We start from the raw sequence: 12,458 nt of genomic DNA on the forward strand, positions 1-12,458 counted from the left end.
TATCACTCGTTTAGATATAGTTTCTTTTTCTTAATGATGCGGTAGACTTCCGGATGGAGAAAGTATCGGATATCTTTACCCGCGCGAATGGCCTGGCGGATAAATGTAGAGCTGACTTCCAGAAGCGGAGTTTCGATGAGTTGCACCTTTTCAGGAAGTGACGCTGTATCGATCGGGTAGTTTACCCGTGGATAGATGAGTATCCGGTATTTGCGTATGATTTCGTCGGGAGATTTCCAACGGTGGAATTCCTGCCAGTTGTCGGCTCCGATAATCAGTGAAAAGTCACGGTCGGGGTAGGCCTCCGATAGCCGGTTGAGTGTCTCGACGGTATAGGAGGGACGGGGAAGGTTGAATTCAAAGTCGGAAGCCTTGAAGCGGGGATATGAACAGACGGCTGCCTGAACCATCTGGAGTCGCAGAGAGTCATCAAGCAGCCGGATATCTTTCTTGAAAGGATTCTGAGGGGTGACAAGAAACCAGATCTCGTCCAGTCCGGCATACTCGCACAAGTAGTTTGCCAATGCCAGATGGCCGATGTGTACAGGGTTGAATGTTCCCCCGAAAATACCTGTCCTTATAGGCCTTTCTTCCATCTTCTGAAGTTAGCAATCTGCCAGCCAGCAAGCAGGAACATGGCTGCAGCGATGATATATTCTTTCATAGCCAAGGCCATAAAGCCTACGGCCAGTGCAACAAGACCGATGATGACAGTAATGACCATCATGGTCCGGATCATTTTTTTAGGGTCTTTGGTCATAGTCGTGTCATTTTTTGATAAAGTCGGAAACAACTTTCAGGGCCTCGGCTTTGGCTTTTTCCAGTTCGTCGTTGACGATGACCACATCGAACTTGTCGGCATATCCCAATTCAAACTGGGCTTTTGCGATGCGGTCTTCTATCACATCGGGAGTATCGGTGCCACGACCATTCAGGCGGGCACGCAGTTCGTCGATGGAAGGCGGTTGGATAAAGACGGAGAGAGCACGGTCGCCGTAGAATTTCTTGATGTTGCATCCTCCTACAACGTCAACGTCGAATACCACGTTCTGTCCTGCCTCAAGCTGTTTTTCTACTTGGGATTTCAGTGTGCCGTAGAAACGGTCGGTATAAACTTCCTCGTATTCCAGAAATTCGTTGGCGGCAATGCGCCGTTTGAACTCTTCAGGGGTCAGGAAGAAATATTCTACGCCGTTCTTTTCCGTACCTCTGGGTGGGCGGCTGGTTGCAGAAATGGAGAAGGCAAGATTCAGGTTGCAGGTAAGCAGATAATTGATGATTGTAGACTTTCCCGAACCTGAAGGAGCTGAAAATATGATGAGTTTTCCTGCCATAGATCTTTATTTTTTTACATTACGTTAAGAACCTGTTCCTTGATCTGTTCCAGTTCGTCCTTCATCTGGACTACGATGTTCTGCATTTCCGCATGGTTCGACTTGCTGCCGGTGGTGTTTATTTCACGTCCCATTTCCTGGGCGATGAATCCCAGCTTCTTGCCTTGTCCGTGGCCTCCTGCCATAGTTTCGCGGAAATATTTCAGGTGGTTTGCCAGGCGTTGTTTCTCTTCGTTGATGTCCAGCTTTTCAATATAGTATATCAGTTCCTGTTCAAGGCGGTTCTTGTCATAGTCTACACTGATTGTCTTTTCAAGCGCATCGGTTATGCGTTCGCGGATTTTGGCGACACGTTCCTTTTCATAGGGCTCGATTGACTTAAGCAGACGTTCGATATTGTCGATTTTTTCGGTGAATTTCTTTTCGAGTGCCGCTCCTTCCTGCTTGCGGAAGTCTACCAGATGTTGCAGAGCTTCTTCAACAGTATTGCGGACTGTTTCCCATTCTTCTTCAGGCAATTCCTGTACATCTACCCGTGTCAGGACGTCGGGCATACGGAGCAATGTTGAAAACCAGTCGGCTGGCAGTGGAATATGGCAACTTTCTGAAATGGCCTTGATCTGGTTATAGTAATTCTCGACCAATGCGGCATTGATCGGAGTGGCGGTTTCGGATGCGTCTTTTTCAATCCACAGGCAGAAATCCACTTTTCCCCTTTCTAATGTCTTGGTTATCAGGTTGCGGATTTCCATCTCTTTTTCACGGTACAATGGAGCAATACGTGTCGACAGGTCCATTGCCTTACTGTTCAGCGATTTGATTTCTACGTTGATTTTCTTGTCACCGAAAGTGGCGGTTGCTTTGCCGTATCCGGTCATTGATTGTATCATAACTCTTGCAATTTTTTGCAAAAGTAACTATTTTATGGAAAAAGACTACAAATAAAAGTGTATATTTGCACTCTATATAATAAGGAATAAATTATGTCGTGTATTTTACATATTGAAACTTCGACAGCCGTGTGTTCGGTCGCTGTAAGTCAGGATGGAACTACCATTTTCTCGAAGGAAGACTTTAAGGGGCCTTCGCATGCCGTTGTCTTGGGCGTTTATGTGGATGAAGCCCTCTCTTTTGTTGATAATCATGCCATACCGGTGGATGCGGTGGCCGTAAGTTGCGGTCCGGGTTCATATACGGGCCTGCGTATAGGGGTATCTATGGCAAAAGGTATCTGTTATGGTCGTGACATTCCATTGATCGGCCTGCCTACACTGGAAGTAATGGCTGTTCCGGTACTGCTTTCGGAGGAACTGCCCGAAGACGCATTGCTTTGTCCGATGATTGATGCGCGCCGTATGGAAGTTTATTCGGCTATTTATGACCGTGCGCTGAAGGTACAGAAACCTGTGAGTGCCGATATCATTGATGAAAATTCGTATGTTTCATTCCTGGACAAGCATCCTGTCTATTTTTTCGGTAACGGTGCCGCCAAGTGCCGTGAGAAGCTGACTCATCCCAATGCGCATTTTATTGACAATATCCATCCGCTGGCAAAGTGGATGTTCCCTCTGGCCGAAAAGGCAATGGCACTGAATGACTTTAAGGACGTGGCTTATTTCGAGCCTTTCTATTTGAAGGAATTTGTGGCTTCTACTCCCAAAAAATTATTGTAGAAGTCCGGTAAATACAATTAGTTGACAGATTTTATAACAGTGATTTTCCCTGAAAATATATGGAATATAATACCCAGCAACGAAAATTACCGCTTCCAGAATACGGGCGGAGCGTACAGAATATGGTTGACCATGCTTTGACTATTGAGGACCGTGCGGAACGTCAACGTTGCGCCAATACAATTATTAACATTATGGGAGGAATGTTCCCCTATTTGCGTGATATAGAGAATGGTAACCGTAAACTTTGGGACCACCTAGCCATAATGGCCGATTTCAAACTGGATATCGATTATCCTGTAGAGATCGTGAAGAAAGAGAGTCTGGAAATCAAGCCCGACCGTATCCCTTATTCTCAAAGCCATATCCGTTACCGTCATTACGGGCAGTTTATCCAGGATCTGATCAAGATTGCAGTCGATTATCCTGAAGGGGATGAGAGAAAGCAGTTGATAAAGATGATTGCCAATCATATGAAAAAGGATTATCTGAACTGGAACAAGGATGGTGTGGAAGACCAGAAAATTCTGGATGACCTGTATGAACTGTCGGGCGGGAAAATCCGTCTGTCGGCCGAAGAGCTGCATCTAACGGAACAGCGTACGTTTATTCCACGTCGTCGCCAGATGAATAACAACAACCAGCAGAAACGTAAGTATTAATTTATACAAACCGCTATTTATGGCTTCATTTGTAATCGAAGGAGGACACCAGTTGCGGGGTGAGATCACTCCCCAGGGAGCGAAGAACGAAGCTCTGCAGATTTTGTGCGCTACGTTGCTGACAGACGGGAAGGTTACTGTGAGTAATGTCCCCAATATACTGGACGTGAACAATCTTATCCAGCTGCTCCGTGATATGGGGGTGAAGGTGGCAAAAGAAGATAAGGATACGTATTCTTTTCAGGCCGATGAGCTGAATTTCGCTTATCTGGAAAGTGATGATTTCCTGGCCCGTTGCTCGAAACTGAGAGGGTCGGTCATGCTGATCGGTCCGATGCTGTCACGTTTCGGTAAGGCGCGGATCTCGAAGCCTGGCGGTGACAAGATAGGGCGCCGCAGGCTGGATACGCATTTTCTGGGTATCCAAAAGCTGGGGGCCCAATTTTTTTATGACGACAGCCGGGGTGTTTTCCAGATTTCAGCAGATAAACTGAAGGGAACCTACATGTTGCTGGATGAGGCTTCTGTAACCGGTACTGCCAATATCATTATGGCAGCCGTACTGGCCGAAGGTAAGACTACCATCTATAATGCGGCCTGTGAGCCTTATATCCAGCAGCTTTGCCGCATGTTAAACAGCATGGGAGCCTGTATTTCGGGTATTGCTTCCAATCTGCTGGTCATTGAAGGGGTGAAAAGTCTGAATGGATGTACACACCGGATTCTGCCGGATATGATTGAAGTGGGAAGCTTTATCGGTATGGCGGCCATGACGGGAGGTGAAGTAACAATAAAGGACGTTTCGTATGAGAATCTGGGAATCATACCCGACAGTTTCCGTCGTTTGGGTATCCAGATGGAACTGAAAGGCGATGACATTGTGATTCCTCATATGGACCATTATGAGATAGATTCGTTCCTGGACGGCTCGATCATGACCATAGCCGACGCTCCGTGGCCGGGACTTACTCCCGACTTGCTGAGTGTGATTCTGGTCGTGGCCACTCAGGCGAAAGGCAGTGTGCTGATCCATCAGAAAATGTTTGAGAGCCGCCTGTTTTTTGTCGACAAACTGATAGATATGGGAGCTCAGATTATATTGTGTGATCCGCACCGGGCGGTAGTGATAGGCCATGACCATAACTTCCGTCTGCGTGGAAGAAATATGACTTCGCCCGATATCCGTGCCGGAATTGCTTTGCTGATAGCGGCGTTGAGTGCCGATGGAATAAGCCGTATCCATAACATTGAGCAGATAGACCGGGGGTATCAGGATATAGAACAGCGTCTGACGGCCTTGGGAGCCCGTATAACCCGTGTAAGTGGCGTATGATAAGAAAGGAAGAAGTTTTTAAGATAGGCGTAATCAACAAGCCCCATGGAATCAAGGGGGAGGTTTCGCTTACTTTTACGGACGACATATTCGACCGTGTGGATTGTGATTACCTGGTGTTGATGATGGACGGGATTCTGGTTCCGTTCTTCATTGAGGAGTATCGTTTCCGTTCGGACGATGTGGTGCTTATGAAATTTGAGGGGATAGATACGGCAGAAAAGGCCCGTATGCTGACGAATGTGCAGGTGTTTTTCCCTAAGAAATATATGGAGGAGCAGGATGAAATCACATCCTGGAATTTTTTTGTCGGCTTTAAGGTCGATGACGTGCGCCATGGTGATTTGGGTATCGTCACTGATGTGGACGATACAACCCTGAATGTTCTTTTTGTAATCGAAAAGGAGGGGGAAGAACTGTTGCTTCCGGCGCATGAAGAGTTTATTGTCGGTGTAGACAGACATAACCGGATACTGACAGTGGATATTCCGGAGGGTTTGCTGGATTGAAAGTGAGGCTTCCGGTATAAATATAAATATAGGTTTGGCAGATGAAGAAGAAAGGTCGTAAAGCATTCTGGCATAATATCAAGTTCAAGTATAAACTGACGATTATCAACGAAAACACGTTGGAAGAGGTGGTAGGTATCCACGTCTCCAAGCTGAACGGGCTTTCGGTCTTGTTGACGGCCTGTATCGTCATCTTCCTGATTGCTGCGGTCATTATCGTGTTTACCCCTTTACGGAACTACCTGCCGGGATATATGAACAGTGAAGTACGTGAACAGGTGGTTGCCAATGCCTTGCGGGCCGATTCATTGCAGGCGGCTCTTGACCGTCAGAAACAGTATATCATGAATGTTCAGGATATATTGAGCGGACAGGTGAAGGCCGATACCGTAAAATCTATCGACTCCCTGACCGATTTACGTGCCGAAGAACTGATGGAACGCTCGAAAGAAGAAGATGAGTTCCGGAAGAAGTATGAGGAAAGGGAACGGTATAATCTGACGGCGGTGAACAATGCTCCCGATGCTTCCGGACTGATTTTCTACCGGCCTTTGCGTGGAGTGATGTCGACTGATTTCAACCCGGAAAAACGTCATTTCGGAGTAGATTTGACGGCCAGTCCGAATGAAAATATCCTGGCGGCACTTGACGGTACAGTCATTTTATCGGCCTATACGGCAGAGGCGGGTTATGTGATACAGATCCAGCATCCTCAGAACTTTGTGACTGTATATAAACATTGCGGGTCGTTGCTGAAACAGACTGGCGACAAGGTGAAGGGGGGAGAGGTGATAGCCTTGATAGGAAATGGTGACCGTATTGATACCGGTACGCCTCATCTCCATTTTGAGGTATGGCATAGGGGAAATCCGGTCAATCCCGAAAAATATGTAGTATTTTAATTGTATTTATGAAGAAACAGATTGCAATATTAGGTTCTACAGGATCTATAGGAACACAGGCCTTGCAGGTGATTGAGGAGCATCCCGATCTGTATGAGGCTTATGTACTGACGGCGAACAATAAGGTGGATCTGCTTGCAGAACAGGCTCGTAAGTTCCAGCCTGCAGCTGTTGTCATCGCAAATGAAGATAAATATCTGCAGCTGAAGGAAGCACTTTCCGATCTTCCTGTCAAAGTATATGCCGGAGCGGATGCTCTCTGTCAGGTAGTACAGGAGAAGCCGGTAGATATTGTACTGACGGCTATGGTGGGTTATGCAGGGCTTCGTCCGACGATGAATGCCATCCGCGCCGGAAAGGTGATAGCATTGGCCAATAAGGAGACCATGGTGGTTGCGGGTGAGCTGGTGAACGCTCTGGCGAATGAATACCAGACTCCGATTCTTCCGGTCGATTCGGAACATTCGGCCATATTCCAGTGTCTGGAATTCAACAATCCGTTGGAGAAAGTGATCTTGACGGCATCGGGAGGTCCTTTCCGTACTTTTACGATGGATCAGTTGAAGACTGTTACGAAAGAGCAGGCTCTGAGACACCCCAACTGGAAGATGGGTGCCAAAATAACCGTGGATTCGGCTTCCATGATGAATAAAGGCTTTGAAGTGATTGAGGCCAAATGGTTGTTCGGTGTACGTCCCGACCAGATTGAAGTGGTGGTACATCCTCAGTCGGTCATCCATTCCATGGTAGAGTTCGAGGATGGGGCTGTAAAAGCCCAGCTGGGTGTACCGGATATGCGTCTGCCCATCCAGTATGCTTTCTCTTATCCTCAACGTATCCGTTCATCGTTCGACCGTCTGGATTTTATGAAATGTCATGAACTGACATTCGAGGCTCCCGATACAAAGCGTTTCCGTAACCTGGCCTTGGCCTATGAGGCCTTGCATCAGGGTGGTAATATGCCGTGTATCGTCAATGCGGCCAACGAAGTGGTAGTGGCGGCTTTCCTGAAAGACCAGATCTCTTTCCTGGGGATGAGTGACGTAATCGAAAAGTCCATGCAAAGGGTAGCTTTCATCAAGACGCCTACCTATGAGGACTATGTATCGACAGATGCCGAGACACGCCGCATTGCAGCCGAGCTGGTCATTAACGGAATGAACTAACATAGGAATATTAATTATAAAATCAGAAGTTAAAAGTAAATGGAAACGTTTTTGATTCGTGCCCTTCAGCTTATCCTCAGCCTTTCGCTGCTGGTAATCGTTCATGAGGGAGGACACTTCTTCTTTGCACGGCTGTTCAAGATCCGTGTGGAGAAATTCTATATTTTTTTCGACCCCTGGTTTTCGTTGTTCAAGTATAAGCCGAAGAACAGTGATACGGAGTATGGGGTAGGATGGCTTCCGTTGGGGGGCTATTGCAAGATTTCGGGTATGATTGACGAATCGATGGATACTGAACAGATGAAGCAGCCCGCCCAGCCCTGGGAATTCCGTTCGAAACCCGCATGGCAGCGTCTGCTGGTTATGATTGGGGGAGTCTTGATGAACTTCCTGTTGGCTCTGTTTATCTATTCGATGATTCTGTTCACCTGGGGCGATTCGTATGTGGCTTTGAAGGACATGACGTATGGTATGAAATTCAATGAGACAGCCAAAGAAATCGGATTCCGCGACGGTGATATCCTGAAATCGGCCGACGGTAAGGAACTGGTGAAGTTCGATATGGACATGCTCCGTAGTATTGTGGAGGCCCGTGAAGTGACGGTGCTCCGTGACGGTAAGGATGTGGAGATTCTGATGCCGGAACTGAGTCTGTTGGACGTGGCGAAGGAAGATCCGTTGTTTGTGGCTACTTTCCGTCCGAATGTGGTTGATTCAGTTATTCCCGGAGGCGGGTTTGCACAGGCCGGAATACAGAAAGGCGACTCGCTGATTGCATTTAACGGTACACCGATTACGTCGTGGAACGAGTTTATGGATGAAATGAGTAAACTGGAGGTACAGGCGGAACTGGATAAGAAGGAATCGGCTGGTTTTTCTCTGGTCTATTCACGTAACGGACTCCGTGATACAGTCAATGTGACGACCGACAGTCAGTTCAAGGTGAATGCGTTGGGAGGTCTGCTTGATTATAAAGCGACAAATCTTACTTACGGTTTCTTTGAATCATTCCCGGCTGGAATCACGTTGGGGGTCAATACCTTGAAAGGGTATGTAAACGACATGAAGTATGTGTTTACCAAAGAAGGCGCCAAGAGTGTGGGAGGCTTCGGAACAATCGGAAGTATATTCCCGAAGGTATGGGACTGGCAGCGTTTTTGGGAGATGACTGCTTTCCTGTCCATCATTCTGGCATTTATGAATATCCTGCCTATTCCGGCGTTGGACGGCGGACATGTATTGTTCCTGCTCTATGAAATTATAGCCCGCCGTAAACCGAGCGACAAATTCTTGGAATATGCGCAGATGGTGGGTATGTTCCTGCTCTTCGGACTGTTGATTTGGGCGAACTTCAATGATATACTCAGGTTTGTGTTCTGATGAAAGTATAGATATATGATTATATAAGGCGGATACAGGTTGTCGCGAGGTGTTTCCTTAATGGCATTTGTATCCGCTCTGCTTTTTTTAATTATAATGGGAGTTTATATGAAAAAAAGAATGTTGTTTGTAGCGCTGCTGGCCGGAACCTTGAGCCTGTATTCGGGGAAGACGGCAGCCCAGGAACGTCTGCCCGAATATCTTCAGGCGGAAAAGTTCACGCAAGAGAAGCTGGATCACATGTTGTTTTCTACGATGGTAGATCCGCACTGGTTCCAGAAGGGAAATAATTTCTGGTTTGAGTATAAGACATCCGAAGGGACGTTCTGGTACGTGGTGAATCCGACTTCCCGCAGCAAGAAGCTATTGTTCGACAGAGATCGCTTGGCTGCCGAACTGACCGAGATTGTACATGACCCGTTTGAAGCACGACATCTGCCTGTACGGAACCTGAAGGCGAAGGAAGACGGGCGTACCTTTACTTTCGAAGTGGTATCTTCACAGGAAGACAAGTTGAACAAGGATGAGAAGAAACGGAAGGAAAAGAAAGTGTTTTATTTTTCTTACGACTATCCGACGCAAAAGTTGACGTTGCTGGATGATGACGCCAAGGAACCTGAACGTTTGTCTTGGGCTTCTGTTTCTCCCGACGGAAAGACTGTGGTCTATGCCAAAGATTGTAATCTGTATAGGATGAGCATTGAAGATTACCGAAAGGCACAGAAGGATGAAAAAGACAGTACGATTGTTGAAATCCAGCTGACGAAAGACGGGACACCCGATTTCGGTTACGGCATCCCGCGCAGTATACTGAACACAGATACGCTGTGTAACGGCAAGCGCCGTAGAGCATGGGGATATTGGTCTCCCGATTCCAGACATTATGTGACTGTCGTTTCGGACGACAGCAAGGTGAAGAATCTATGGGTCATCAATTCGATAGCGGAACCGCGTCCTACATTGGAGACATACAAGTATCAGATGCCGGGTGAGATGACTTCACCGGTAGATCATCTTTACCTCTTCGACATGACCGACAATAGCCGTAAGGAAATCAAGGTTGCAGCTTGGAAGGATCAGACGTTGGGACTGGAGTCTAAACCTTATGAACAGAAACAGCGTGACGCTGAGTTCATTCCGATGGTATGGCAGGGTGATAACAACCGTTTCTTCCTGACCCGGAGCAGCCGTGACCTGCACCGTATTGACGTATGTACCTATACCATCGGCGAAGATTCGATTGTACCTGTTGTCAAGGAACGTATGAACACTTACCAGGAAACACGTCCTATCTTCGTATTCAAGGGAGGAAAGGAATTCATACAGTGGAGTGAACGTGACGGATGGGCACACCTCTATCTGTATGATGACAAGGGAAATCTGAAGAACCGTATAACAGAAGGCCCATGGCATGTGGAACAGGTCTTGAAGGTGGATGAGGCTACCCGGACAATCTATTTTACAGCCAACGGACGTGAAAAAGGAGAAAATCCTTATTATGAGCATCTGTATAAGGTAAAGGCGGACGGAAGTGGTCTGCAGTTGCTTACCAAGGGGGAATATTTCCATCAGGTGGAGGTAGACGATGATGCACGCTACATCGTTGACAACTATTCCCGTGTGAATACGGTGCCATGTGCCGATTTGATTGACAGTAACGGTAAGAAGGTGATGACCATCCAGGAAAGCGACTTCTCACAGCTGAAGGCTGCCGGTTATCAGTTCCCCGAGCTGTTTACGGTAAAGGCTGCCGACGGGGTTACCGATCTGTACGGTGTGATGTACAAACCGTATAACTTCGATTCTACCAAGGTTTATCCGATTATCGACTATGTATATCCGGGTCCTCAGGTGGAAGCGGTCTATTATCCGTTTACCCGTATGAGTGTCCGTACCGACCGTTTGGCTCAGGCAGGCTTCATCGTCATTTCTGTAGGTCAGCGGGGCGGGCATCCCAGCCGTTCCAAATGGTATCATAACTATGGTTATGGTAATATGCGTGATTATCCGCTGGCCGACCATAAGGCTGCTGTAGAGCAACTGGCTGCCCGTTATAAGTTCATTGACATCAACCGTGTCGGTATTCACGGACATTCGGGCGGAGGTTTCATGTCGACTGCCGCTATCTGCCAATATCCCGATTTCTATAAGGCTGCAGTATCGTGTGCCGGCAATCATGACAACCGCATCTATAACCGTTGGTGGAGCGAAACCCATCATGGTGTAAAGGAGGAGGTGACAGAAAAAGGTGATACGGTTTTCTCTTACAAGATAGCTACAAATCCGGAAATCGTCAAACAGCTGAAAGGACATCTGATGCTGGTTCACGGTGACATTGACAACAATGTACATCCGGGTAACACCATCCGTGTAGTCAATGCACTTATCCGTGCGAACAAGCGTTTTGAAATGCTGATTCTTCCGGGACAGCGTCATGGTTTCGGTGATATGAACGAATATTTCTATTGGCGTCTGGTAGATTTCTTCTCCGAGTACTTGAAGGGAAAGAAGGAAGATACAGTCGATATACCCCAGCGATGATTTTCCGGGTATAGGGAAATATATGGAAGGCCTTTTTTAAAGGCCTTCTTTTTTTACGATATCCAGTAACAGGTCGGTGAACGCAGTGGCGGCTTTTTTACGGTAACTTCCTTGTGGCCAGAAAATATACCCCCGGGAGGTCAGTGTTTCGGGGCAGAGTATAGGAATCTGCACCAGATCTGTCTCTTTCGAGGCGGCGGCCTGTGTCAGTATGGTACTCCAATATCCTCCCTTCAGGATGTGTAGTATGGTATGTACATCGTTCATTTCAATCCCTACATTGAGTGCCAGCTGATATTTCCGGCACAGTTCATCAATCTTTTTTCTGGTAGCGAACCCGCTGGCGGGTAATATGAGCGGGGTTTCCGACAATCGTTTCAATGTAACGGACGATAGTGCCGACAAGGGGTGGGAGCGGTGCACGATGAAGTATAGTCTGGACTGGAAGAGCGGTTCGGTTTCAAGATGCTCGCACGTGCCTTCCGGCTTGAATGAAAGCAGAAAATCCAGGTCGTTGTTGTCCAGGCGTTTCAGAAGCTGTTCGGATGTTCCTAAGGTTATGTGCAGCTTGATGTTGGGATATGCCCGGGTGAACTGTTCCAGGGCAGATACTATCAGGGTTCCCATGCTGTAGGTTACTCCGATGTGAAGGTTGCCTGTCTTTATCCCTTTCAGGTCCCGTATGAGCTGTTTCCCACTTTCTGCATCCTGTATCGTCTTGTTGGCATAGGGCAGGAAGGTCAGGCCGGCCTCGGTCGGAATCACCCGTTTGCCTATACGTTCGAAGAGGAGGACGTCCAGTTCCTCTTCCAGTTGCTTGATCTGCTGTGAAAGTGTGCTTTGCGAAATGCATAAAGTTCGGGCCGCTTCCGAGAAATTCTGCAGTTCACAGGCAGCCTTGAAATATTTCAGTTGCCGCAGTTCCATACGCTTAATCGGTTTTGTCTATAGTCCTTAT

General features: G+C 47.4%; 13 protein-coding genes. 8 read left to right on the plus strand and 5 right to left on the minus strand.

Annotated features, from left to right (window positions below; translation table 11 throughout):
* Positions 1–2 precede the first annotated feature (2 nt).
* The 4 genes from nadD to BQ7489_RS01515 are packed head-to-tail and all read right to left on the minus strand — an operon-like array spanning position 3 to position 2,224.
* Positions 3–596 (minus strand): nicotinate (nicotinamide) nucleotide adenylyltransferase, encoded by a 594-nt coding sequence (gene nadD / locus BQ7489_RS01500; RefSeq protein ID WP_072529753.1) that lies wholly within the window; start codon positions 594–596, stop codon positions 3–5.
* Positions 578–760, minus strand: coding sequence for a hypothetical protein (locus BQ7489_RS01505; protein ID WP_072529754.1), 183 nt, complete (start codon positions 758–760; stop codon positions 578–580). Before BQ7489_RS01505 ends, nadD begins: the two co-directional genes overlap by 19 nt.
* A 7-nt stretch (positions 761–767) precedes the next feature.
* Complete coding sequence (gene gmk, locus BQ7489_RS01510) at positions 768–1,334, minus strand: guanylate kinase (RefSeq protein ID WP_072529755.1); 567 nt, start codon at positions 1,332–1,334, stop codon at positions 768–770.
* A gap of 14 nt (positions 1,335–1,348) precedes the next feature.
* Positions 1,349–2,224, minus strand: a complete 876-nt coding sequence (locus BQ7489_RS01515) for a YicC/YloC family endoribonuclease (protein WP_072529756.1) — start codon at positions 2,222–2,224, stop codon at positions 1,349–1,351.
* A gap of 93 nt (positions 2,225–2,317) precedes the next feature.
* Between BQ7489_RS01515 and tsaB the strand changes: the two genes are divergently transcribed.
* The 8 genes from tsaB (at position 2,318) to BQ7489_RS01555 (ending at position 11,500) form a co-directional block, all read left to right on the plus strand.
* A complete protein-coding gene (gene tsaB, locus BQ7489_RS01520; RefSeq protein ID WP_072529757.1) occupies positions 2,318–3,007 on the plus strand; it encodes a tRNA (adenosine(37)-N6)-threonylcarbamoyltransferase complex dimerization subunit type 1 TsaB in 690 nt (229 codons plus the stop codon).
* A 59-nt stretch (positions 3,008–3,066) separates the two neighbouring features.
* Positions 3,067–3,669, plus strand: coding sequence for a DUF4290 domain-containing protein (locus tag BQ7489_RS01525; RefSeq protein ID WP_072529758.1), 603 nt, complete (start codon positions 3,067–3,069; stop codon positions 3,667–3,669).
* 19 nt (positions 3,670–3,688) lie between these two features.
* The gene (gene murA / locus BQ7489_RS01530; protein ID WP_072529759.1) at positions 3,689–5,002 is read left to right on the plus strand and encodes a UDP-N-acetylglucosamine 1-carboxyvinyltransferase; all 1,314 of its coding nucleotides are present in this window, start codon (positions 3,689–3,691) and stop codon (positions 5,000–5,002) included.
* The gene (gene rimM, locus BQ7489_RS01535) at positions 4,999–5,511 is read left to right on the plus strand and encodes a ribosome maturation factor RimM (protein ID WP_072529760.1); all 513 of its coding nucleotides are present in this window, start codon (positions 4,999–5,001) and stop codon (positions 5,509–5,511) included. Before murA ends, rimM begins: the two co-directional genes overlap by 4 nt.
* A gap of 41 nt (positions 5,512–5,552) precedes the next feature.
* The gene (locus BQ7489_RS01540; RefSeq protein ID WP_072529761.1) at positions 5,553–6,413 is read left to right on the plus strand and encodes a M23 family metallopeptidase; all 861 of its coding nucleotides are present in this window, start codon (positions 5,553–5,555) and stop codon (positions 6,411–6,413) included.
* Positions 6,414–6,421: 8 nt separating this feature from the next.
* Positions 6,422–7,579, plus strand: a complete 1,158-nt coding sequence (locus tag BQ7489_RS01545) for a 1-deoxy-D-xylulose-5-phosphate reductoisomerase (protein WP_072529762.1) — start codon at positions 6,422–6,424, stop codon at positions 7,577–7,579.
* A 39-nt stretch (positions 7,580–7,618) separates the two neighbouring features.
* Positions 7,619–8,959, plus strand: coding sequence for an RIP metalloprotease RseP (gene rseP, locus BQ7489_RS01550; protein ID WP_072529763.1), 1,341 nt, complete (start codon positions 7,619–7,621; stop codon positions 8,957–8,959).
* A 108-nt stretch (positions 8,960–9,067) separates the two neighbouring features.
* The gene (locus BQ7489_RS01555) at positions 9,068–11,500 is read left to right on the plus strand and encodes a S9 family peptidase (RefSeq protein WP_072531974.1); all 2,433 of its coding nucleotides are present in this window, start codon (positions 9,068–9,070) and stop codon (positions 11,498–11,500) included.
* 36 nt (positions 11,501–11,536) lie between these two features.
* Here the strand turns inward: BQ7489_RS01555 and BQ7489_RS01560 are convergent, their stop codons facing one another.
* A complete protein-coding gene (locus BQ7489_RS01560; RefSeq protein WP_072529764.1) occupies positions 11,537–12,427 on the minus strand; it encodes a LysR substrate-binding domain-containing protein in 891 nt (296 codons plus the stop codon).
* Positions 12,428–12,458: the final 31 nt, after the last annotated feature.

This window comes from Bacteroides ilei (assembly GCF_900128495.1).
Taxonomy (GTDB): domain Bacteria; phylum Bacteroidota; class Bacteroidia; order Bacteroidales; family Bacteroidaceae; genus Phocaeicola; species Phocaeicola ilei.

Excerpts from the sequence above, each read along its gene's own strand:
- BQ7489_RS01545 (WP_072529762.1), top strand. The coding sequence starts at position 6,422 with ATGAAGAAACAGATTGCAATATTAGGTTCTACAGGATCTATAGGAACA.
- BQ7489_RS01560 (WP_072529764.1), bottom strand. The coding sequence starts at position 12,427 with ATGGAACTGCGGCAACTGAAATATTTCAAGGCTGCCTGTGAACTGCAG.
- nadD (WP_072529753.1), bottom strand. The coding sequence starts at position 596 with ATGGAAGAAAGGCCTATAAGGACAGGTATTTTCGGGGGAACATTCAAC.
- rimM (WP_072529760.1), top strand. The coding sequence starts at position 4,999 with ATGATAAGAAAGGAAGAAGTTTTTAAGATAGGCGTAATCAACAAGCCC.
- BQ7489_RS01515 (WP_072529756.1), bottom strand. The coding sequence starts at position 2,224 with ATGATACAATCAATGACCGGATACGGCAAAGCAACCGCCACTTTCGGT.
- gmk (WP_072529755.1), bottom strand. The coding sequence starts at position 1,334 with ATGGCAGGAAAACTCATCATATTTTCAGCTCCTTCAGGTTCGGGAAAG.
- BQ7489_RS01525 (WP_072529758.1), top strand. The coding sequence starts at position 3,067 with ATGGAATATAATACCCAGCAACGAAAATTACCGCTTCCAGAATACGGG.
- rseP (WP_072529763.1), top strand. The coding sequence starts at position 7,619 with ATGGAAACGTTTTTGATTCGTGCCCTTCAGCTTATCCTCAGCCTTTCG.
- BQ7489_RS01505 (WP_072529754.1), bottom strand. The coding sequence starts at position 760 with ATGACCAAAGACCCTAAAAAAATGATCCGGACCATGATGGTCATTACT.
- BQ7489_RS01555 (WP_072531974.1), top strand. The coding sequence starts at position 9,068 with ATGAAAAAAAGAATGTTGTTTGTAGCGCTGCTGGCCGGAACCTTGAGC.
- BQ7489_RS01540 (WP_072529761.1), top strand. The coding sequence starts at position 5,553 with ATGAAGAAGAAAGGTCGTAAAGCATTCTGGCATAATATCAAGTTCAAG.
- murA (WP_072529759.1), top strand. The coding sequence starts at position 3,689 with ATGGCTTCATTTGTAATCGAAGGAGGACACCAGTTGCGGGGTGAGATC.
- tsaB (WP_072529757.1), top strand. The coding sequence starts at position 2,318 with ATGTCGTGTATTTTACATATTGAAACTTCGACAGCCGTGTGTTCGGTC.